Here is a 22,465-nt window from a genome sequence, read left to right on the forward strand (position 1 = left end):
GCCGCGGCGCCGGCCGATGCCGAGCCCGCCGCCGCCTCGGCCGGCAATGCGGTCGATCCCGGCGAGGCCGGCGAACCGGTGGCGCAACTGGCGCCGCCCGCCGTGCCGCACACCGAGCCGCCCTGGTACGTGCAATGCATCCTGGCGCTCAGCGCCTGGCTGTCGACGCTGCTGTTGCTGGCGTTCGTGGCCTTCTCCGGCATGATCAATTCAGAGGAAGGCGCGCTGGTGGCCGGCCTGGTGCTGTGCGCCGCCGGCGTGGCCGTGCTGCGCAGCGACACCGGCCCGTTCTGGCGCCAGTGCGGCACCGCCATGGCGTTTGCCGGCCAGATCCTCATCATCTACGGCATGTCCGAGTCGACCTCGTTCGCCAGCGCCTGCCTGTTCGTGTTGCTGATGGCCACGGCGGTCTACGCGCTGGGGCCCGACGTGATCCTGCGCTTCCTGAGCGGGGGGCTGATCGCGATGGCCGGCGCCGGCCTGATCTGGCGCGTCCTGGCGCCCGAGCTGCTGCGCGACGACATACTCGACGCCCTGCTGTACTTCGACATGGCCCGCGCCGCCTTCGTCTGGCTGCCGATCGCGGTGACCGGCGCCTGGGCCACGGCGGTGATCCTGACCCTGGGCCAGCGCCTGGGCGGCAAGCGCGGCCACGCGCTGCAGCCGCTGGCCTGGGCCTTCCTGCTGTCGGTGCAGGGCATGGTCTGGCTGGCCAGCGGCCTGTCGATCATGCAGCTGCCGGCCATGTGGCAGCTGAACCCGCAGACCGCGCTGCTGGTGGGCGCGGGGGCGGTGCTGCCGGCCGCCTCGGCGCTGGCGGTGCTGTGGCCGCGGCGCCGCGTGCTGACCGCCGGCGTGCTGTGGGGCGTGCCCATCGCCCTGCTGCTGCTGGCGCTGTTCTGGCTGCCCAGCCCCGGTGTCGGCTTCGCGCTGGCCTGGCTGCTGCTGGGCTTCGGCCTGAACCAGCCGCGGGTGGCGCTGTTCGGCGTCTTCAGCCTGCTGATCTACCTGGGCGTCTATTACTACCAGCTGGACGTGCCATTGCTGGAAAAGGCCCTGTGGCTGGGCGGCGGCGCCGTGCTGCTGTTCGTGCTGCGCGGGCTGGTGTGGCTGGTGCCGCGCCTGATGCGCACCCAGGCGCCGTCGCGCCGCGCGCCCCTGCCGCCGATCTCGCCGGCCCTGCGCTGGCGCACCCTGGCGATCCTGGGGGGCCTGGTGCTGGTCCTGGGCGTGGCCAACGGTGGCATCTGGCAGCGCGAGAAGCTGCTGGCCAACGGCAAGGTGGTGATCCTGGAACTGGCGCCGGTCGACCCGCGCTCGCTGATGCAGGGCGATTACATGGCGCTCAACTTCGCCGCCGGGCGCGAGGTCACCCGCATGCGGCTGGGCGGCGAACGCCAGGACGCCGACGACTCGATCATGGGCTACGAGCCCGACGGCTACGTGCTGCTGACGGCCGACGCGCGCGGCGTGTCGCAGCCGGTGCGCATCCAGTCCGATGCCCGTCCGCACGCCGACAACGAGGTGCCGCTGCGCTACCGCGTCCGCGACAACGGTGTGCGCATCGTCACCAACGCCTATTTCTTCCCCGAAGGCCAGGCCAGCCGCTATGAAGTCGCCAAGTTTGGCGAGTTGCGCGTGGCCGAGAACGGCGAGGCCCTGCTGGTGCGGATGCTGGGCGAGGATCTGCAGCCGCTGTGATGGCGCGGGCGGGCCGCCGGCGGCGGCCGTCCCGACAAGCTCGGATCGGGACGGGCGGCGCCGGGTGATCGCGCCAGCCTTGGGGCCGCTTCAGGCCAGCGGAAAGCGCGCCGCCCAGCGCGCCGTCGCCTCGCGCAGGAATGCGCCGGGGTCGGCGGCGGGCAGCGGCGCGAAGCCCAGGGCGCGCCAGGCGCCCTGCAGCGACGCCAGGGGCGCCGCCGTGTCGATGGCCGGGGCGCCGTTCTGCTTGGACAGTTTCAGGCCGTTGGCGGGGTCCAGGATCAGCGGCACGTGCAGGTAGCGCACCGGCGGCAGGTCCAGCAGCCGGCCCAGTACGCGCTGGCGCGCGGTCGAGCTGAGCAGGTCGGCGCCGCGCACCACGTCGGTCACGCCCTGCGCGCCATCGTCCACCACCACCGCCAATTGATAGGCCCACAGGCCGTCGGCGCGCTTGACCGCGATGTCGCCCACTGCCTGCGCCACGTCCTGTTCCTGCGGTCCCAGCCAGCGGTCCTCGAAGCGTTCCACGCCTGCCGGCATGATCACGCGCCAGGCGCGCGCCTCGCGGCCGGGCGGCAGGCCGTGGCGGCAGGTGCCGGGGTACGGGCGTTCGCCATCGGCGCCCGGCGCCGTCTGGCCGCGCAGCGCCGAGTCGGCGATCTCGCGGCGGGTGCAGCCGCAGCCATAGACCAGGCCGCGCGCGGCCAGGGCGTCGAAGGCCGCCTGGTAGACGTCGCCGCGGCGCGATTGCCACAGGATCTCGCCGTCCCAGTGCAGGCCCAGCGATTCGAGCTGGCCCATGATGTGTTCGGCTGCGCCGGGCACGGTGCGCGGCGTGTCCACGTCCTCGATGCGCAGCAGCCAGCGGCCGTCGTTGGCGCGCGCATCCAGCCAGCTGGCCAGCGCGGCCACGAGCGAACCCGCGTGCAGCGGGCCGCTGGGGCTGGGGGCGAAGCGGCCGGTGTAGGTCACGGGATGGCGCGGCAAAACAATGGGGTTACGGCGAAGCGGCGCCGCGCGCCTGACGCGCGCGGGTCGTGGGGAAACGGACGTCGGCCGGAGCCGGCGCCGTCAGTGCAGCAAGCGCACGCCGTCTTCGTCCAGCAGCTCTTCCAGGACCAGATTGTCGATCTCGGCTTCCTGGCTCCAGAGAACCATGAGGGCGATGATCTTGATCTTGGAGAGCGGCACGGGCGATTCCGGCGAAGCCAGGCCCCGGTCGATGACGATCTCGCGCAAGGGCGCGGGCAGCACGCCGGCCGATTCCAGGAAGGCGATGAAGCCGATGGATTCGGAACCCAGTTGCTGGTATTCGTTATCGGTGTAGATCCGGGTGCCGCTGGTGGGCGCCTGGGCGAGGTCGACACAGCGTTCGGTGGTTTCGGCCAGCCCGTAGAGCCAGCCTAACGCATCGTCGATGTCTTCGTGCTCGAACCCGGCGGCGGCCAGCCGTTTCGCCAGGACATCGGCGGCGGGACAGGCTTGCGGCGTGTAGTAATTCTCGTACAGGTAAACCAGGATATCGAACATATGGCGCAGTCTTGTGCCTGTTTGCACAGTCGGCCCGCATATCGGCAGACCAGCAAACATGAATTTTACTTTACGCTGATTTATTTGCCCGGGCAACCGCCGAAAAGGCCGGGGGCGGCGGGGCGTAGTGGCCTTGCGACAGTCATGAAAACCGCGCGGAAAGGCTGACAGAATAAGGGGTTGCGCGATCTGCCAGGGGCGGACTTCCAGGGTCCGCCCCTCTTTAATACCCCTACGAATCAGGCGGTTTTCGGCGCCGTTTCCAGCTTCAGCTGCGCCAGCTGGCGGATGAACACCGGGATGCAGATGGCCAGCCCGATCAGCCCGCTGGCCAGGCCCGGCAGGATGGTCAGCAGCGCGCCCAGCGTACACAGCCAGCGTTCCCAGCTCTTCATCCCCACCAGCATGTAGCGCGAGAACGCCGCCGACAGCAGCACCAGCCCCACCATGCAGCCGAACAGGGTCACGAAGAAGTCGTACCAGGTGAAGCCCTGCACCGAGATCAGCAGCGACGGCGAGAACACGAACACGAACGGCACGATCAGCTTGGTGATGCCCAGCCGGAACGCGGTGTTGCCGGTCTTGAACGGATCGCTGCCCGCCATGCCCGCCGCCGCGTAGGCCGCCAGCGCCACCGGCGGCGTGATGTCGGCCAGGATGCCGAAATAGAACACGAAGAAGTGCACCGCGATCGGCTGCACCCCCAGCTGCACCAGCGTTGGCGCGGCCACCGCCACCATGATCAGGTAGTTGGCGGTGGTCGGCACGCCGCAGCCCATCAGGATGCACACGATGCCCGTCATGATGAGCGCGGCGATCAGCGTCAGCGACTGCATGTTGGCGATGCTGTCCGGAATCACCGCGGCCGCGCCGGCGGCCAGCGCCTGCGAGGCCGCGATCACGATGTACGAGATCTTGAAGCCCACGCCCGTCAGCGTCACCACGCCGATCACGATGCCCACCGTGCCCGCCGCCGCGCCCACCGCCAGCGCGTACTTGGCGCCGGTCTCGAAGGCCTCGTACAGATCGCGCCAGCGCAGCCGCTGGAACGGATTGAGCAGGCCGACGATGATGCAGCCGGTGATGCCGGCGAACGCCGCCAGGTACGGGGTGCGGCCGCTGGCCAGCACGCCGATCAGCAGGAACAGCGGGATCAGCGTCGGCCAGCGCATCTTGAACGACTGCTTCAGCTTCGGCATCTCGGCCTCGGTCAGCCCGCGCAGGCCCTCGCGCTTGGCCTCGAAGTGCACCTGCATGAACATGCCGAAGAAATACAGGAAGGCCGGGAAGATGCCGGCGATCGCGATTTGCTGGTACGGAATGCCCAGGAACTCGATCATCAGGAACGCCGCCGCGCCCATGATCGGCGGCGTGATCTGGCCGCCGGTGCTGCTGGCCGCCTCCACCCCCGCCGCGAAATGGCGCGGATAGCCGATGCGGATCATCGCCGGAATGGTCAGCGAGCCGACCGTGACGGCGTTGGCCACCGACGACCCCGACAGCATGCCGAACATGGCCGAGCCGAACACCGACACCTTGGCCGGCCCGCCGGCGTAGCGCCCGGCGACCGTCGAGGCCACGTCCAGGAACAGCTGGCCCAGGCCGATGCGCGTGGCCAGCACGCCGAACAGCACGAAGTGGAACACGTAGGTCGCCACCACCCCCACCGCCACGCCGTAGACGCCCTGGCTGGTCAGGTACATGTGGTTGACGATCTGCGGCAAGGTGTTGCCCGCGTGCTTGAGCAGCCCGGGGAAATACGGCCCGAACATCGCATAGGCCATGAACACCAGCGCGATGATGGGCAGCGGCCAGCCCATGGCGCGGCGCGTCGCCTCCAGCAGCCCGATCAGCAGGATCGAGCCCATGAAGACGTCCATCGGCATCGGATTGCCGACGCGGAACGCCAGGTCCTCGAAGATGTAGGGGATGTACAGCACCGACAGCGCCAGCGCGATGGCGATGATCCAGTCGTACAGCGGCACGCCGCCCGGCGCATACCAGGTGGACTTCGGCTCGCGCTGATAGTGCGACTTGGAAAAGCCGAACACCAGGAAGATCAGGCTCAGCACGAACGCCAGGTGCACGCCGCGATGCGTGGCCTCGCGCAACAGGCCGAAGCCGGCGGTGTAGTAGTGGAACAGCGACAGCGCGACGAGCAGGCCGGACACGAGCCACGTGGCGGTCTTGTGCAGCGGGCGGAAGCGGATTTCGGAATCGTACTTTTCCGCCAGCTGCTGGGTCTTCTGGTGGTCAATTTCCATGGCCAGGAATCTCGGCAAGAACACGGCGGGCAGGGCCGGACGGCCCTGCCCCTGCCACGCGACGGCGCGCGCGGATGCGTGCGGACCGACGCCGGCGCGGCAGGCCGACGTCAACGGGTCCGCGGCGGCGGGCCTACTTCAGCAGGCCGACTTCCTTGTAGAACTTCTCGGCGCCCGGATGGAACGGAATGCCCGCGCCCTTGACCGCGTTTTCCTTGGTGATGAGCTTGCCCTTGGCATGGCCCGCGTCCAGCGTCTTGCGGGTGGCGTCGCTGTACAGCGCCTTGGTCACCTCATACACCGTCTGCTCGGGGATCTTGGCGGATGTCACCATCTGCGCGTTGACCGAGATGGTCTTGACCTCGGGCAGGTTCTGGTAGGTGTTGGCGGCGATCACGTCGGGCGTGAAGAACTCCTGCTTGGCGCGCAGCGCGTCGATCTCCGGGCCGACCAGCGGCACCAGCTCGATATTGCCGGTGGAGGCCAGCTCGGCGATGGCGCCGGCGGGGGCGCCGCCCACGAAGAAGAACGCGTCCAGCCCGCCGTCCTTGAGCTTGTCGCCGGCCTGATTGGGCTTGAGGTATTCGGCCTTGATGTCCTTGTCGGTCATGCCGTAGGCGCCCAGGATCAGGCGCACGTCGACCAGCGTGCCCGAGCCCGGCTCGTCCATCGACACGCGCTTGCCCTTCAGGTCGGCCACGCCCTTGATGCCGGCGCCCTTGCGCGTCACCAGGTGGATGCTTTCCGGATACAGCGTGGCAATCAGCCGCAGGTCCTGCGCCTTGGGCTTGCCTTCGAACGTGCCAGTGCCGCTGTAGGCCCAGAACGCCACGTCCGATTGCGTGAAACCGGCCTCGAACGAACCGCCCATGATGCCGTTGATGTTGGCGACCGAGCCATTGGAGGCGACCGCGGTGGCGATCAGCTTGCCGGGCTGCGACACGGCGTTGCCGATGATGCCGCCGACGGGGTAGTAGGTGCCGGCGGTGCCGCCGGTGCCGATGCGGAAGAACTGCTGCGCCTGCGCCGTACCGGCCGCGGCCGCCAGGGACAACGCCATTGCCAGGGTGGTGATCCAGCTTCTCGTTTTCATGCGGGCTTCTCCAGGGAATAGATAAGGGGCATGCTTTGACGCTGCTGGGCCGTTTCGCGGCCTCGGCTCCCGCTCGGTATCGGATCGGCCCGTTGTGCGGGCGCATGGCGCGGGGCTTTATTTGTGGTGAAATTCTGGCATGGCCGCACCCCCGCGCCAATGCTTGCAGGGCTATGGTTTACCAGGGGGTCGCCGCTTTCCTCGCAGTGCAGACAACGGAGTCTCCAGATGTCCCAGGAAGTCATACGCGGCATTGCGCTGCCCCCGCCCGCGCAGGCCGGCGATCCCCTGGCCAGCGTCGACACGCCCAGCCTGGTGCTGGACCTGGCCGCGTTCGAGGCCAACCTGCGCACCATGCAGGCCTGGGCCGACCGCCACGAGGTCGCGCTGCGGCCCCACGCCAAGGCCCACAAATGTCCCGAGATCGCTCGCCGCCAGCTGGCGCTGGGCGCGCGCGGCATCTGTTGCCAGAAGGTCAGCGAGGCCGTGCCCTTCGTGGCCGCCGGCATCACCGACATCCACATCAGCAACGAAGTGGTCGGCCCGGCCAAGCTGCGCCTCTTGGGCCAGCTGGCGCGCGCCGCCAAGCTCAGCGTCTGCGTCGACAACGCCGCCAACCTGGTGCAGATCTCGCAGGCCATGGCCGCGGCCGGCGCCGAGATCGACGTGCTGGTGGAAGTGGACGTGGGCCAGGGCCGCTGCGGCGTGTCCGACGACGCCACCGTGCTGGCGCTGGCGCAGCAGGCGCGCGCGCTGCCGGGCGTGAACTTCGTCGGCCTGCAGGCCTATCACGGCTCGGTGCAGCATTTCCGCACCCGCGAGGAACGCGCCGCCGTCTGCCGCCAGGCCGCGCGCATCGCCGCGTCGTATCAATTGCTGCTGCGTGAAAGCGGCATCGCCTGCGACATCATCACCGGCGGCGGCACCGGCAGCGTCGAGTTCGATGCCGCCAGCGGCGTCTACACCGAACTGCAGGCCGGTTCCTACGCCTTCATGGACGGCGACTACGGCGCCAACGAATGGGACGGCCCGCTGGCGTTCCAGAACAGCCTGTTCGTGCTGTCCACCGTGATGAGCACGCCGGCGCCCGATCGCGTCATCCTCGACGCCGGCCTGAAGTCCACCACCGCTGAATGCGGCCCGCCCGCGATCCACGGCGCCCAGGGCCTGCAATACGCCGCCATCAACGACGAGCACGGCGTGGTGCGCGTGGCGGCTGGCGCGCCGGTGCCCGCGCTGGGCGACACGCTACTGCTGGTGCCCTCGCACGTCGACCCGACCTTCAACCTGCATGACGGGCTGGTGGTCTACCGCGACGGCATCGTGCGGGACATCTGGGAGATCTCGGCGCGCGGCTTCTCGCGCTGAAACCGGTCATGCCGAGCGCGATGGAACCGTTGTCCTTCGACTGGAAGACGCCGCTGCCGGAACTGCTGGACGGGTTGCGGCAGGCGTATGCGGCGCGCTACCCGGTCCTGGCCTCCGCTCGGTTGGATGCGCTGCGCGCCGCGTTGCGCGATGACCGCGCCGACGACTTTCTGCCGCTGTTGGGCCAGGAACTGGAGGCGCTGGGACTGGCGCTGATCGGGCAGGACGAAGACGACGACGCCATCCACCTGCTGATTGTGCCGCGGGCCGATGCCGGCGACGCGCTGGCGCGGCTGGCCGCGCAAGGCAGGCAGGCTGTGCGGCATCGGCAGGATGGCGCGGCGCAGGATGCCCCGGCCACGCTGCCCCGCCCCGCTTCCGGTCCGCTGGCCCAACCCGGCGACTACCTGGACATGGCGCAGTGCGTGCCGCTGGCGCCGGGCTGGGCTGGCGTGGCCAATCGTGACACGGCGGCGCCGGAACTGGTGGACCTGCATGATTGGCCGGCCTTGCGCGAGGTCGGCGGCAAGTTCCAGCCGCATCGCGGCCTGCTGGCGTCGGCCGTCGCCGCCAACGGCGTCCATGCCTGGATTGAACAGGGCCCCGACGGCATCGCCAGCACGCCCTATGCACACCTGCTGCGCGCGCCCCGGGTCGAGGCCGCGCCGCTCGACCGCCCCGGCCTCGCGCTGCCACCGCGCGCGGCGCAGGCGCAGCGCCGCACGCCCGAATTCAGCCTGGGCTTCGCGGGCGACGACCTGCTGCTGGTGGATCGCGGCATGGCGTTCGTGTACCGGGGCTTTGCCACGCTGGACGAAGCGGCCGCCATCGAGCCGGCGCTGCTGTACACCGCGCCGCCGCAACGCCGCCCCGTCAGCGACCGCTCTGCGGTGATCCAGACGCCCGATGGCCGCGCCTGCGTGCTGTGCCGTGGCCAGCTGCTGCGGTGGCGCGATGGCCAGTTGCATCCCCTGGCATTGGGCCCTGCCGACTCGGCATCGGGGGATCTCTCGCATCCCGTCGCCTGCGGCAACGGCGCCATCGCCTGGCTCGAAGACGATGCGCTTTGCCACGCGGACCTGGACGCCCTTGCCGTCAGCCGCCATGCGCCCCAACAGATGCCCGCCGGCGGCATGATCCTGCAGTCTCTGCCGCAAGGCTGGCTGCTGCTGGGCCACTGGCACGCGCCGCATCGCAGCCTGGACCTGGGCCAGCTGTGGCATCCCGATTCCGGGCAGGTCCTGCGCATCCGCCATGGCGCGCTCGACCTGGACAGCGGCATCCAGCGCGCGTGGATTTTGCCGGATGGCGAGGTGGTGGTGGGCGGACAGCTGCGTCATGTGCGCCTGGGTCGTTTCGACGCATTGTTGGGCCGGCTGTCAGCCGCTTGACCCTCGGCGGCCGGGCCATGGCCGCCGCCAGGATCCACGCGCCCTATCCGGCCAGATCCGTCATCCCCAGGAACTGCCGCAGCTCCGGCGTCGCCGGCGCCGTGAACAGTTCCTCCGGCGGCCCGATCTCGTGCACGCGGCCCTGGTGCATGAAGACCACGCGGTCGCATACCTCGCGCGCAAAGCGCATCTCGTGCGTCACCATCAGCAGCGTCATGCCGTCGGCGGCCAGCTCGCGCACCACCGCCAGCACCTCGTTGACCAGCTCCGGGTCCAGCGCCGACGTGATCTCGTCGCACAACAGCGCCAGCGGCTGCATCGCCAACGCGCGCGCGATCGCCACGCGCTGCTGCTGGCCGCCCGACAATTCCTCGGGCCAGGCGTCGAACTTGTGCTCCAGCCCCACCCGCGTCAGCATCGCCCGCGCCAGGTCGGCGGCCTGGTCCTGCGGCATGCGCTTGGCCACCATCGGCGACAGCATCACGTTGCGCCCCACCGTCAGGTGCGGGAACAGGTTGAACTGCTGGAAGATCATGCCCACCTTCAGCCGCAGCGCGCGCAGCCGCAGCTCGTCGTCGCCCAGCTGCGCGTCCGCCACCATGATGGCGCCGCTGTCGATCTGCTCCAGCCCGTTCACGCAGCGCAGCAGCGTGCTCTTGCCGGAACCGCTTTTGCCGATGATGGCGATCACCTCGCCGGGCTCGACGCGCAACGTCACCCCTTTCAGGACTTCGTTGTCGCCGAACTTCTTGCGGACGTCTTCAAGGGCGATGAGGGGCATGCAACATCCTTTCCAGCCGGAGGCTGAGGCGCGACAGGGGCCAGCACAGCGCGAAATAGATCAGCGCGGCGCAGGCATAGACGGTGAAGGGGCTGAAGGTGGCGTTGGTGATCACCGTGCTGGCCTTGGACAGCTCGGTAAAGCCGATGATGGAGGTCAGCGCCGTGCTCTTGACGATCTGCACCGCGAAGCCGACGGTCGGCGCCACCGCGATGCGCAGCGCCTGCGGCAGCACCACGTAGCGCATCTGCTGCACATAGCCCAGCGCCAGGCTGGCCGAGGCTTCCCACTGGCCCTTCGGAATCGCTTCCACGCAGCCGCGCCAGATCTCGGCCAGGAACGCGCCCGACCACAGCGTCAGCGCCGCGCCCGCGGCCAGCCACGGCGGCACTTCCACGCCGATCAGCGACAGCCCGAAGAACGCCAGGAACAGCTGCATCAGCAGCGGCGTGCCCTGGAACAGTTCGATATACGCCCAGCTGACCCGCCGCATCAGCGCCACGCGCGAGGTCCGCATCATCAGCGCCAGCATGCCCATGAGCGCGCCGCCGGCAAACGCCACCAGCGACAGCACGACGGTCCAGCGCGCCGCCAGCAGCAGGTTGCGGACAATGTCCCAGGTGGTGAACTCGATCATCGCGCCGCCTTGCGGAACAACCGCCTGCCCGTCATGCGCAGCAACTGGCGCAACCCCACCGCCAGCACCAGATAGATGCCGGTGGTCACGAAATACACCTCGAACGCGCGGAAATTGCGCGACTGGATGAAGTTGGCCGCGAACGTCAGGTCCTCGGCCGCGATCTGCGAGCACACCGCCGACCCCAGCATCACGATCACGATCTGCGACGACAAGGCCGGCCAGATGCGCGCCAGCGCGGGTTTGAGCACGACATGGCGGAACACCTGCCAGCGCGTCATCGCCAGGCTGGCGCCGGCCTCGTACTGGCCCTTGGGCGTGGCGTCGATGCCGGCGCGGATGATCTCGGCGCTGTAGGCGCCCAGGTTCAGCGCCATCGCCAGGCAGGCCGCCTGCATCTCGCTGAACTGCACGCCCAGCGACGGCAGCCCGAAGAACACGAAGAACAACTGGATCAGGAACGGCGTGTTGCGCACCGCCTCCACATAGGCGGTGACCGGCGCGCGCAGCCAGCGCGGGCCCTGCGTGCGCGCCCAGGCGCAGCCGATGCCCAGCGCCACGCCCGCCACCGCGCCAAACGCGATCAGTTCGACCGTCACGCCGATGCCCTTGATGAGCACCGGCGTGTAATCGAACACGGAAGCGAAGTCGAATTGATAAGCCATGAAAAGCGCTCCGGCGCGTGCGCGCCCGCCCTACAGGTCCTTGGGCAGGCCGGCGCCCAGCCACTTCTGCGAGATCGCCGCCAGCGAGCCGTCGCGTTTGGCGTTGGCCAGGATCTCGTTGACCTTGGCGCGCAGCTTCGGCTCGTCCTTGTTCAGGCCGATGTAGCAGGGCGAATCCTTGATCAGGAACTTGGTCTCCGGCTTCTTCGGCGGGTTGCGCGCCAGGATCGCCGCGGCCACCACGTTGCCAGTCGCGATCAGCGGCACCTGGCCCGACAGGAAGGCGGTGATGGTGCCGTTGTTGTCCTCATAGCGCTTGAGCGTGGCCGTGGGCGGGGCGATCTTGCTCAGTTCGATGTCCTCGACCGCGCCGCGCGTCACGCCGATGGTCTTGCCCGCCAGGTCGGCGGCCGACGCCACCTTCAGGTCGGCCGGGCCGAACACGCCGTTGAAGAACGGCGCATACGCGTCGGAGAAATCGATCGCCTTCTCGCGCTCCGGATTCTTGCCCAGGCTGGAGATCACCAGATCCACCTTGCGGGTCTGCAGGTACGGCACGCGGTTGGCGCTGGTCACCGGCACCAGCTCCAGCTTCACGCCCAGCTGCTTGGCGATCAGCGCGGCGGTGTCGATGTCGTAGCCCAGCGGCTTCATGTCGGCGCCGACCGAGCCGAACGGCGGGAAGTCCTGCGGCACCGCGACCTTGAGGGTGCCGCGCTTGACGATGTCGTCCAGGGTGTCGGCATGCGTGAGCGGCGCGGCCAGCAGGGCGGCGGCGGTGCAGAGGGACAGCAACAGGGTTCTACGGTTCATGAGGAACTCTCCAGGGCGCGCCGCCCCGGGAGCGGGGTCGAGCGCTGCACACCAATTCGGTATACAAAACTGGAAAAGCAAGTTCTGTGCCATTCGGCCGTCCCTTGGACGGATGCCGCCAGGGCGGCGCCGAATGCACCGGCATGGTGCGGCATGCGCCGCTACGGCGCACGCGTGGCACTGGAATGGGAGTGGCGGACGGCACCCGAAGCGGATTCAATAAACCAACCATAATGGTTGGAAAAATACCGAATTGGTTTAATATGGCCGCATCCATCACCCGGACGGCCCTGCCCGCCGCCCGGACTTCCAGGAACCCGTGTTGCCCCGCTTCCGCCCGACATCGTCCCGGCCGCACCGTCCCTTCTCGGACCGTCGCCTCGGAACCCTGAGAATGGCCGCCGCCCTCGCCCTGCTCGCCGGCATCGCCGCCTGGCTGTGCCTGACCGAGCCGCCGCCGCGCATCGTGCCCTTCGTCGGCATCATGTCGGCCCTGCCGCGCGCGGCGCTCTGAAGCGGCATCAGGCAAAATGCGCCGAACCGGAAGAATCCACCATGCCCAAACCCACCAAATCCGAAATAGACGCCGAGATCCTCGACCGCGCCGCGGCCCTGTTCGCCAAGCACGGTTTTGCGCACACCTCGTTGCAGCAGATCGCCGACGCCGTCAATTACTCGAAGGCGGGCTTGCTGCACCACTATCCCAGCAAGCAGGCGATCTACGAGGCTGCCCTCAAGACCGGCTCCGACCACATGCAGTCCCTGCTGGATAGCGTCGCCGACATCCCCGTCGGCATCGAGCGCGATCGCGCCGTGGTCGAAGCCTCCGTCGACTTCACCTACGACTGGCCCGGCCTGTCCGCGCTGGCCAACCGCCTGGCGGACCAGGGCGCCGACGTCGACCCGGAACTGATCAAGACCGGCCTCACCCTGTACGCCGCGCTCGGCATCGACATGGCTGACCTGGAACTGGAGCGCGTGGTGCGCGTCACCACCGCCTTCTGCGGCCTCGGCATCGCGGCGCTGACCGCCGCGCGCATGGACATGAAGCGCGAATGGCGCGGCCACATCGTCGCGTCCGCCATGGACGCGCTGGGCCATGCAAGCAAAAGCGCCCGCAAGGGGCGCTGAAAGAAGCGCGGCGGGCCTCTCGCCCGCCGCCTTGCCGTCTACTTACTTATAGAGGGCTCAGTCCACCTGCGCGCCGGACTGCTTGACCGCCTTGCCCCACTTCTCCACCTCGCCGGCGATGAACGTGCCGGTGGCCTCGGGCGTCAACGGCATCGGCTCCGCGCCGCGGTCTCGGAAGAACTTCTGCATCTCCGGCGTGCCCAGCACGTGGGCGATCTGCTGGCTCAGGTAGTTGGTGACAGCCGGCGGCGTATCACGCGGCGCCAGCACCGAGGCCCAGCCGATCGCCTCGAAACCCGGATAGCCGCTCTCGGCCACCGTCGGCACGTCCGGCAGTTGCGGCAGGCGCTTGGCCGTCGTCACCGCCAGCGCCACCGCCTTCTTGCTCTGCACGTGCGGCAGCCCCGCCGTCACCGAATCCACCATCAGCGGCACCTGGTGCCCCAGGAAATCCGCCTGTGCCGGGCCGCTGCCCTTGTACGGAATATGGCGGATGTCGATATTGGCCGCCGCCTTGAACATCTCGGCCGACAGATGCTGCGTGCCGCCGATGCCGGCGCTGGCATACGCCAGCTCGCCCGGATTGGCGCGCGCCTGCTTGACCAGCTGCTGCAGCGACGTAATGCCCGAAGCCGGCGTCGCCAGGAACATCAGCGGCACCGAGAACACCCCCGATACCGGCGCGAAATCCTTGGTCAGGCTGTAGTTGATGGTCTTGTACAGCGTCTGGTTCACCGCCGCGGCAGAACCCGCGATCACCAGCGTGTAACCGTCCGGCGTCGCGCGCGCGGCCTGCTCCATGCCGATATTGCTGCCGGCGCCGGCGCGGTTCTCCACCACGATCGGCTGCTTGACCGCCGTGCCCAGCTTTTCGGCCAGCGCGCGGGCGAAGATATCGGTGGCCTGCCCCGGCGGGAACGGCACGATCAGGCGGATGGGACGGTCGGGATACTCGGCATGCGCGGCCGTCGCGGCCGCCGCCAGCACCAGGCCGGCGGCAAGACTGGAAAGAATTCGTGTCATGATCGGTCAGTAAAAAGCGACAAAGAGCGGCGTCCGGCGCCGGCCCTGTTGCATAAAATAGAGAGCCCCGCGCAAGCGGCCCTTTTGGGGCGGCCGTGGGGCGGATCGGCTGGGGGTGCGTCACGATAGCATTCCCCCGCCGGTGCTAAATTCGGCATTTAGCGTTTCCCTTTCTTTTTCAACCCCTGTTCTCTCCTTTCAGCAGGAACCGCCATGGAATTCAGCCAGTACAACGTCAACGCCCTCATGGAGATCACCTCCCGTCCGGACCTCGTGTTCGTGCGCGGCCAGGGGTCCTGGCTGGAGGATCACGCGGGCAAGCGATACCTGGACTTCGTCCAGGGCTGGGCCGTCAACACCCTGGGCCACAGCGCCCCGGAAATGCAGAAAGCCCTGCTGGACCAGTCCAAGCTGCTGATGAACCCGTCGCCGGCGTTCTACAACCTGCCCTCCATCGAACTGGCCACCCGCCTGACCGGCGCCTCGGTCTTCGACCGCGTCTTCTTCGCCAACAGCGGCGGCGAAGCCAACGAAGGCGCCATCAAGCTGGCGCGCAAATGGGGCCAGGTCAACAAGAAAGGCGCCTACAAGATCATCACCATGAACCACGGCTTCCACGGCCGCACCCTGGCCACGATGTCCGCGTCCGGCAAGCCGGGCTGGGACAAGATGTTCGCGCCGCAGGTGGAAGGTTTCCCGAAGGCCGAGATCAATGATCTGGAATCGGTGCGCAAGCTGATCGACGACCAGACGGTTGCGATCATGCTGGAACCGGTGCAGGGCGAAGCCGGCGTCATCCCGGCGACGAAGGAATTCATGCAGGGCCTGCGCAAGCTGGCGGATGAGCACAAGCTGCTGTTCATTGTGGATGAAGTGCAGACGGGGATGGGCCGTACCGGTACCCTGTTCGCCTATCAGCAATCCGACGTGGTGCCGGACATCATGACGCTGGCCAAGGGGATTGGTGGTGGGGTGCCGTTGGCTGCTTTGTTGGCCCGTCAGGAAGTCTGCGTGTTCTCGCATGGGGACCAGGGTGGTACGTATAACGGGAATCCGTTGATGGCGGCTGTGGGTGTGGCGGTGTTTGATGCGCTGGCTGCGCCTGGCTTTATGGAGTCGGTCAATGCGCGTGCGAAGCAACTGTCCGAAGGGTTGTTGGCTCTGTCGGCCAAGTACGGCATGAAGGGTGAGCGTGGGATGGGTCTGCTGCGTGCGCTGATCATGGATCGGGATGATGGCCCCGCCATCGTCGAAGCCGCGCGCAACCTGGCGCCGAATGGTCTGCTGCTGAATGCGCCGCGGGGGAATTTGCTGCGGTTTATGCCGGCGTTGAATGTGACGGCTGAGGAAATCGATACGATGTTGACGCAGTTGGATGGGTTGATTGGGCAGGTGCGTAAGGCTTGAGTATTGTTTTTTCGTAGGTGAAACAAGGGCTGCTTCTGCGGCCCTTGTTTTTTTCATATGACTATTTACTTGGCATTGAAATCGATTCAAGGCCGTTTTCGGCCATGAGCCGACCGTCTGGCCTGCCAAAGCACAACTAGTCAGATTCCACTTTACTTTTGTTCTCCTGCAACTCGCGCCACTTTGAAAAACTTCGCGGCGGCACCTCGGATAACTTCTCGATCACAAAAAGATTGATCGCGTCCAAAAGACCGTACATCCTCATCGCGAATTTAATTATCATTCGCGCGAATAGCAAAGCCAATGCGATCAAGCTCGCCAGCAAAATGGGTCTGTCGAGGCCGTATGCTATCGCGACAAATGCAGCAAGTCCTACCCAGAGCGCGAAAAATACTACGTCAGCCACACCTGCAAAAATTTGCACCAACAGATAGGCGAGAAACTTCCCATCTTCCGCTTTTGGACCGATTGCGTCTCGAACCTCCCGTCCCACCAGGTATTCCCTGCCCGCAAACCATAAGAGCGTCATGGTCCATTCCTCTCGGGAAGCCACGAAACGTTTAGCGAGCCTCTTAACCACATAGAGCACGCCGGCACCCACAATGCTGCCAAGAGCTCCAATAGTCAGAACACCCCACACTGACTTCAGCAGCCAGTCGCTCACAATCTGGAAGTCAAACACCAACCATCCTACCTTTTCGTCATTTTTTTCTATCTTGGAATATTAATCCCATTAAAAATTTAAAACACTATTCCTCGCACTTTCAAGTAGGCATTTAGTAAATCCGCACTGAAATCAGATCGTTTGACTTCCGCATGCCTAGCGTTCTTCGGCTTGGTCCTTGGGACGATCCACCATAGACCATCCGCCTCTTCCGAGATTTCCGCAGCTTCCATTCCGACCAGCTCAGCACCACGGGCGCACGTCCACAGATATAAGGGAGGATGTCATCGATATCCCGCGATGGGTTGGGTAGCCACGCAATCAATTCCTCGTTTCGACATCCAAGGCCCTGTTCCCCGTACCCTCATCCCGCCCCGTCGGAAGGCAGGGAGCCAAATGGCTGCTGCAATGCGACTGCTTCGACCCTTAGTGGTCGCTCGAGCTTCCCGGAAGCGGACGCTTAGGAGCACGGATCAAATGACTTGAGCGATCGGGCCATCGTAAGCGGCGGCCGTGATGTTGGTCGCGCCGCGCTATTAGACGCCCGCCCGTAACTACGCCGGTACGTGAAATACGACCACGGTCAGCAAGAACTCCCGGTTCAAATCGCCGGGCTGATGGAAGATGTAGCGGAACCCACTCTCATGCTTCCAAGGAAGGGTCCGCTTGTAGTTCGGGTGCTTCTCGGCGATCTCTTCAATGCCGTTTAGCACCGTGGACGTGTCTGTCCCTCGATTGAAAACGAGGATCGCAGTTTTGGTGTCGCGCCAGGCCGTATAGCCGAGCAACTGATCGATGGTCTCGCCAAACTTCTTCGGTCCCTTCCAGAATTTGCATTCGGCGATAAACACGTTGCGGCCGTTCTCGCGGAGAAGGATGTCGGTCTTTCCATTGAGGTTGAACGTTTCCCCCGTTGCGCGTCCCTCAAACTGACCATTCAATTGAAACAAGAACTGATCACGCAGGTGCTCCTCGTTCTGCTTGGCGAAGGCGCTTGGGGAGCGTTCCATCAGTGCGGCCATGTTTTGCACGACGGTAAGGGCATGTTCATAATGCTCCATCGCCCAGGTCGGCTCGGGCTCGAATGGAGTCGAAGTGGCCGGCGGTAGAGTCGGCGCGGCTTTTCGCCGAACCGACGGGACGGCGTAGGTTTTCGGAGCGTCCGCTCTGACTTTGACTGGTATCCCTAAAGATGCCAGGCGGTTCTGGTTCACGAGGAGGCGATTGCGACGATTTTCGATGGACTGTTCCGCTTGACGAGTAAGTTCACTGTTGAAACCGTCGACCAGCACCCGCCCCCAATTTAGGTGCTCACTGATCGAATTGAGTTGTTGATCAATGTCCTGACGGATATCAGGCGCACTGTCATCTGCGAACTCAAAGGCAAGTACGAGTTCTTGGCCCCGCACGACTGCTCGGGGGGGATTGAGGGTGAATTTGTTCGAACGGCAGTAAAAAAGCTCGCTATCGCCCTCGAAAGGAACGGCAACTTCGATGCGCTGCCCAGGCCTGTAGACCGGGCGGCTACGATCGTCGATCCAACGACGAGGATCGTGCCGCACATCGATCTGAGTCTCCTGCTCTGCTGCGTGCCATTGGTCCCGATGAAGCTGAATTGGCTCGAGGCAGTACTTCTGAGCAAAGTAGTTAGTAAGGTCGGCCGGCGCCGTATTGAGTAAGCGGTTGGGATCCAGCTTCTCAATCTCGTCGCGCATGGCCGAGAGCTGGTGCTGGATGACGGCGTTCAGATCGTGCGTCGAAAAGAGGTAGCCCTTGCTCTTGTCGATGTGGTTAATCATTCGAAACGACTCCGCTTATGGGTTTCTCGCCATTCTACCGGGCTGCTCGATATGCTTCCAACAATAAGGGCCCGCCGAGATCCTGGCGCTTGCCTGGGGTGCTTCAGCCCGGAAAGACGGTAATCGTCGGTCCGTCCCAATCAAATCGCAGGGTTTCAAAAAATCCGAATGACAACGTCTGCTTCGGAATTCGGTCTCCAAATTTCTGATCGTCGCCGGAATACGCTCAAGAAATTCGAATGATACTGTGTTGCCACTGGGCGCTCAAGATTGAGCGACCGCTTTCATCTACCGCGACTGGCTACTACTGGCCGGAGGCGGCCTTTGGTTGATGTCCGGTTGCGGCCAGAAGCCGCCGGTCGCGGTCGACCGCTAACTGATCGTACACTCAGGTCTTAACAAGGAGGAGAAACAACGGTGGCCTACGTCAACCCGTCAACCCAAAGTATCAAGACCTGCTTCCAAAGCCGCTACTCGCTGCCGTATTTCCAACGGGAGTACAAGTGGGAACCTCAGCACTTCGCAGAACTGATCAACGACGTGCAGGAGGCTTTTCTCCTTTCATTTGATCCCAAGCATGGTCGAACGGAGGTCGCTTCGTACGCACCATACTTCCTCGGTTCGATAATCACTTCTGTCGAAGCTGGCGGAAAGAAACCTCTCATTGACGGGCAGCAGCGCCTGACCTCGACTTTCCTGCTGCTCGCGGTCCTAGAGCGAATGCGTCGAGACAAGGCGGTTGCCGCCGCTCTCGATCTATCTACGCTTTTGGGAAGTGTCAGCTTCGGTGTCATGGACTACTCGATCGAGTTTTCCGCCTCCCGTAAGGCCGTCTTCGATGCGTACTTGGACAAGACGCGAACGCTCGATCAAGCAATCGAAGTCGCGGAAGACGTAACAGGACTCGACGAGGGTGATGAGCGCCTGCTCGAGGCCTTGAGAAACACTGAGGGCCTGCTTGATTCGTCGGTGAAGAATAATATCGCCTACTTCATCGACTACGTTGTCGAACGGGTACTTCTGATCGACATCTCCGTGGCATCTGAAGCTGAGGCGCACCGAGTATTCGTGACGATGAATGATCGAGGCCTGAGGCTTGGCCCGATCGATTTGCTAAAAGGACAGATTCTGTCCAAGATTCCCACGTCGGCAGAGAGTCAGGCCTCTCACGCGAGCTGGGTTGAGTCAATCAATCAGCTACGCTCACTCGGCGCTGAAGAAGACTCATTGTTCTTCCGGACATTGTTTAGAGCCAAGTGGGCCGACACGATTAGAGGGAAATCAAAGGGCGATCCGCCCGGAGATTTTGACAATATCGGCGACGCATACCACCGATGGTTCGAAGATAATGCAGGAAAGCTTGGCATCGCGAATAGCGACGACTACTTAAGATTTGCGAAGGTAGATATTCCGAAGTACGTCGAGATTTACACCTTCATTAAGCAGGCGGAGGCCTCACCGATAGCCGGCTACGAAGTCTTGTACTACAACGCAGTTCGCAAGTTTTCATTCCAGTCCATGACCCTGATGGCCGTGACGTCAGTAAGCGATGTCACGGCGGACTGGAAGGCCAAAATTCTTCTGGTCGCTCGGCTGGCAGACGTATTGCTCACGAGCCGAACCATCGAAGGCAAAGAGAACAACTATGAAAACCTGCGGGACATCTCGTTCAACCTCGCTAAGGCCGTACGCGGCAAGATAGAGGCGGACCTCCTGACCTACGTCAAGGCGGAGTGGCCGAAGTATTTCGCCCATCTTGCTCAATTTGCGAAGCTCTCCTACACGAGTGCCGACAAGTCTGATCTGCTCTTCCTCCTTGCCCGGATTGCCGCGTATCTTGAGGACGAACTGGGGATGAAGTCGAAGACAGGCTTCGTGATGTTCTGGAGGCGTGATCGCAATCAGAAGACCTTCGACATAGAGCACCTGTTCAAGTCCACTTACGACGCAACGGTGCTCCCTGCAACGCATGGCTTCGTAGACGCAAAGGATTATTCAGAGCAACGAAACCTGCTGGGAGCCCTGATCCTCTTGCCCCGCTCAAGGAATCGATCGCTTCAAGACAAGTCGTACAAGGAGAAGCTGGCGATCTATGCGACTGAAAACGTCCTGGCACAGACTCTCACCCCTGCTTTCTACGGAAACAATCCTGACGTAGCGAAGTTCATTGCCGCGAGGCCTGGGGTCGGACTGGCGTCAGTTGCAGATTTTGAGAAGGGCAGCATCGCGGCCCGTGGGGCCACTTACACGGCTCTCGCTGAACTGATCTGGGCAGCTCCCTGAAGGCCATTGGCAGATTCGCTAGCTTCGAGGCAACGCTGTCCGCTTTGAGGATTCGGATTCGTGAATTCGAACGTCGCAGATGGGTCGAAAGCAGACCTCACTTAGTGTCTGTGCCAGTGGCAAAATTGCCTCGTTTTGCAGATAAGGCACCGACCATCGCCTTATACTCTCTACACTACCGTCACCAACGGTAGCCCCGGTTTGGAAGCCGGCAATGTCTTTGGCGGACCGCCGCCGCTTGGCGGCTTTTTCACGTCCGTACGCCTCTGCACGTCCCTATGGGCGGGCCCTGGCGAGGGTGCGTTCGCGCACGCCGGTTTCCAAAGACGCCGGTCTTCCAACCTTGCCTTGCGCCCGCCCACCCCATTTGGAAGTGGGGAGCGGGCTTCATCAGTCTTTGGAGCCTGCCATGCAATCCCACCCCCTCACCCAAAACCCCTGGCTGGTCGACACCGACCCCGAGCACGGCCCGGTCCCCCTTTCCCACCTCTACAACATCGAACGCGCCCGCTACGCCATCCAGACCATCGCGCGCCTGGTCGGCAACAGCGCCTCGGAACCCGCCGCCACCGGCAGCCAGCCGCTGGACGCATGGACGGTGGCCGCGTTGATGGGTGGCGTGGAGGGCCTGTGCGATCACCTCGGCACCCTGACCGAAGCCATGCGGGAATCGGCCCGCGCCTACGCTGATGACGCCGCGTTCGACGCCGCCACGCACAACGCGCCGCGCTCGATCCAGTAACCTGAAAAAGACCAACGGCCTGCCGCGCAACGCGTCAGGCCCGTTCCAGGCCACCAAGCGTCAGGCCGCCCCATCCCCAAGCATCAAGTCACCCTCACGCCGCCCGCCGGAACGCCCTTCGATACCCCATCGGGCTCGTCCCCACGATCCCCGTGAAATGCTCCCGCAGCGACACCGCTGACCCGAACCCCACCTCCATCGCCACCCGCTCCACCGGCAGGTCCGTCGTCTCCAGCATCCCGCGCGCACGATTCACCCTCGCCTGGATCACCCATTGCAGCGGACTCACCCCCAGCAGTTCCTGAAACCGCCGGTTCAGGGTGCGCACGCTGACCGCGGCCTGGGCGGCCAGCGCGGCGACGGTCAGGTTCTCGGCCAGTCGGTGTTCGATCCAGTGCAGCAGCGGCGTCAGGTCGGTGTGCGAGGCCGGCGTGGGCCGGACGATGAATTGCGCCTGGCCGCCGGCGCGCTCCAGCGGCACGACGGCGAGGCGGGCGCTGTTGGCGGCGACGGCGGCGCCGTGGTCGCGCTTGATCATGTGCAGGCACAGGTCCATGCCGGCGGCGGCGCCGGCGGAGGTCAGGACCTGGCCGTTGTCGACGAACAGGACGTTGGGGTTGACGTCGATGGCGGGGTAGCGGCGCGCGAGCAGGCCGGCGGCTTTCCAGTGGGTGGTGGCCTTGAGGCCGTCGAGGATGCCGCTGGCGGCCAGGACGAAGGCGCCGGTGCAGATGGAGGCGATGCGGGCGCCCTGGGCGTGGGCGTGGCGGACCAGGTCGAGGATGTCGTCCGGGACACTGTCGGCCGGGTCGGCCAGGCCGGGGATGACGAGGGTGTCGGCGCCGCGCGCGGCGTCCAGGTGGTGGCGGATGTGCAGGTCGTAGGCGTGGGTGCGGACGCGGGGTTTGCTGGCGTGGACCTGCACCGCGTAGGGGCGGCGGCCGTCGAGGGTTTCGGCGAGCTGGAAGATCTCGCAGGGGATGGACAGGTCGCCCGCGACAAGGCCGTCGAAGGCGAGCACGGCGACGCGGTGCGGGGTGGGCGGGGGCATGGGGCTGGGGCCTCGGGACGGGTCGGGCGGACGGCGGCGCACGGTTGGCGGATTTCTTTCGAAGATTGGCATTTTGGCCAATGGCTGGCGATTGCGCCAGCCCGGACAATGCCGCTCATCCT

Annotated in this window: 19 protein-coding genes; 7 read left to right on the forward strand and 12 right to left on the reverse strand. The window is 65.3% G+C overall.

Annotation, left to right across the window (positions count from 1 at the left end; translation table 11 throughout):
* A partial coding sequence (locus tag H0523_RS15870; RefSeq protein WP_180180088.1) for a GDYXXLXY domain-containing protein occupies nt 1-1,701 on the forward strand: 1,701 nt, incomplete at its 5' end.
* 90 nt (nt 1,702-1,791) lie between these two features.
* Here the strand turns inward: H0523_RS15870 and gluQRS are convergent.
* From gluQRS to H0523_RS15890, 4 genes are all read right to left on the reverse strand, one after another.
* Nucleotides 1,792-2,673, reverse strand: coding sequence for a tRNA glutamyl-Q(34) synthetase GluQRS (gluQRS, locus tag H0523_RS15875; protein ID WP_054433949.1), 882 nt, complete (start codon nt 2,671-2,673; stop codon nt 1,792-1,794).
* Between the two features lie 99 nt (nt 2,674-2,772).
* Nucleotides 2,773-3,231, reverse strand: coding sequence for a Smg family protein (locus tag H0523_RS15880; protein WP_006392201.1), 459 nt, complete (start codon nt 3,229-3,231; stop codon nt 2,773-2,775).
* 239 nt (nt 3,232-3,470) lie between these two features.
* Nucleotides 3,471-5,495, reverse strand: a complete 2,025-nt coding sequence (locus tag H0523_RS15885; protein ID WP_180180089.1) for a TRAP transporter permease — start codon at nt 5,493-5,495, stop codon at nt 3,471-3,473.
* Between the two features lie 133 nt (nt 5,496-5,628).
* Nucleotides 5,629-6,588, reverse strand: coding sequence for a TAXI family TRAP transporter solute-binding subunit (locus H0523_RS15890; RefSeq protein ID WP_054433839.1), 960 nt, complete (start codon nt 6,586-6,588; stop codon nt 5,629-5,631).
* Nucleotides 6,589-6,816: 228 nt separating this feature from the next.
* On the opposite strand from H0523_RS15890, the gene H0523_RS15895 reads away from it, so the two are divergent.
* Both H0523_RS15895 and H0523_RS15900 read left to right on the forward strand, forming a co-directional pair.
* Nucleotides 6,817-7,956 carry a DSD1 family PLP-dependent enzyme gene (locus H0523_RS15895; RefSeq protein ID WP_054433841.1) on the forward strand — a complete coding sequence of 380 codons (1,140 nt, stop codon included), beginning with the start codon at nt 6,817-6,819 and terminating at the stop codon, nt 7,954-7,956.
* A gap of 8 nt (nt 7,957-7,964) precedes the next feature.
* Nucleotides 7,965-9,347, forward strand: a complete 1,383-nt coding sequence (locus H0523_RS15900) for a DUF6630 family protein (RefSeq protein WP_054433843.1) — start codon at nt 7,965-7,967, stop codon at nt 9,345-9,347.
* A 43-nt stretch (nt 9,348-9,390) separates the two neighbouring features.
* Here the strand turns inward: H0523_RS15900 and H0523_RS15905 are convergent, their stop codons facing one another.
* Genes H0523_RS15905 through H0523_RS15920 form a run of 4 tightly spaced genes read right to left on the reverse strand, consistent with a single transcriptional unit; the run spans nt 9,391 to nt 12,243 of the window.
* Complete coding sequence (locus H0523_RS15905) at nt 9,391-10,128, reverse strand: amino acid ABC transporter ATP-binding protein (protein ID WP_020925708.1); 738 nt, start codon at nt 10,126-10,128, stop codon at nt 9,391-9,393.
* Nucleotides 10,109-10,765: an amino acid ABC transporter permease gene (locus H0523_RS15910; protein ID WP_054433845.1), complete on the reverse strand. Its 657-nt coding sequence runs from the start codon at nt 10,763-10,765 to the stop codon at nt 10,109-10,111. The genes H0523_RS15905 and H0523_RS15910 overlap by 20 nt, the downstream gene beginning before the upstream one ends.
* Nucleotides 10,762-11,430, reverse strand: coding sequence for an amino acid ABC transporter permease (locus H0523_RS15915; protein WP_054433847.1), 669 nt, complete (start codon nt 11,428-11,430; stop codon nt 10,762-10,764). Before H0523_RS15915 ends, H0523_RS15910 begins: the two co-directional genes overlap by 4 nt.
* 30 nt (nt 11,431-11,460) lie before the next feature.
* Complete coding sequence (locus H0523_RS15920) at nt 11,461-12,243, reverse strand: transporter substrate-binding domain-containing protein (RefSeq protein ID WP_054433849.1); 783 nt, start codon at nt 12,241-12,243, stop codon at nt 11,461-11,463.
* Between the two features lie 555 nt (nt 12,244-12,798).
* Here H0523_RS15920 and H0523_RS15925 point away from each other — a divergent pair.
* Entirely contained in the window at nt 12,799-13,374 is a 576-nt protein-coding gene (locus H0523_RS15925) for a TetR/AcrR family transcriptional regulator (protein ID WP_054433851.1), read from the forward strand.
* A 57-nt stretch (nt 13,375-13,431) separates the two neighbouring features.
* Here H0523_RS15925 and H0523_RS15930 read toward each other — a convergent pair whose 3' ends face one another.
* Nucleotides 13,432-14,397, reverse strand: a complete 966-nt coding sequence (locus H0523_RS15930) for a Bug family tripartite tricarboxylate transporter substrate binding protein (protein WP_054433853.1) — start codon at nt 14,395-14,397, stop codon at nt 13,432-13,434.
* A gap of 213 nt (nt 14,398-14,610) precedes the next feature.
* On the opposite strand from H0523_RS15930, the gene H0523_RS15935 reads away from it, so the two are divergent.
* Nucleotides 14,611-15,804, forward strand: a complete 1,194-nt coding sequence (locus tag H0523_RS15935) for an acetylornithine transaminase (RefSeq protein WP_054433855.1) — start codon at nt 14,611-14,613, stop codon at nt 15,802-15,804.
* Nucleotides 15,805-15,940: 136 nt separating this feature from the next.
* Here H0523_RS15935 and H0523_RS15940 read toward each other — a convergent pair whose 3' ends face one another.
* Nucleotides 15,941-16,486 (reverse strand): hypothetical protein, encoded by a 546-nt coding sequence (locus H0523_RS15940; protein WP_156350528.1) that lies wholly within the window; start codon nt 16,484-16,486, stop codon nt 15,941-15,943.
* Between the two features lie 536 nt (nt 16,487-17,022).
* Nucleotides 17,023-18,267 carry a hypothetical protein gene (locus tag H0523_RS15945; protein ID WP_082404742.1) on the reverse strand — a complete coding sequence of 415 codons (1,245 nt, stop codon included), beginning with the start codon at nt 18,265-18,267 and terminating at the stop codon, nt 17,023-17,025.
* A gap of 417 nt (nt 18,268-18,684) precedes the next feature.
* Here H0523_RS15945 and H0523_RS15950 point away from each other — a divergent pair, with 417 nt between their 5' ends.
* Both H0523_RS15950 and H0523_RS15955 read left to right on the forward strand, forming a co-directional pair.
* On the forward strand, nt 18,685-20,550 hold the full coding sequence (locus tag H0523_RS15950; RefSeq protein WP_054433859.1) for a DUF262 domain-containing protein: 1,866 nt from the start codon (nt 18,685-18,687) through the stop codon (nt 20,548-20,550).
* A gap of 409 nt (nt 20,551-20,959) precedes the next feature.
* Entirely contained in the window at nt 20,960-21,292 is a 333-nt protein-coding gene (locus H0523_RS15955; RefSeq protein ID WP_054433861.1) for a hypothetical protein, read from the forward strand.
* A 94-nt stretch (nt 21,293-21,386) separates the two neighbouring features.
* Here H0523_RS15955 and H0523_RS15960 read toward each other — a convergent pair whose 3' ends face one another.
* Nucleotides 21,387-22,343: a GlxA family transcriptional regulator gene (locus tag H0523_RS15960; protein ID WP_054433863.1), complete on the reverse strand. Its 957-nt coding sequence runs from the start codon at nt 22,341-22,343 to the stop codon at nt 21,387-21,389.
* Nucleotides 22,344-22,465 lie beyond the last annotated feature (122 nt).

It is taken from the genome of Achromobacter insuavis, assembly GCF_902859645.1.
GTDB classification, from domain to species: Bacteria; Pseudomonadota; Gammaproteobacteria; order Burkholderiales; family Burkholderiaceae_B; genus Achromobacter; species Achromobacter insuavis.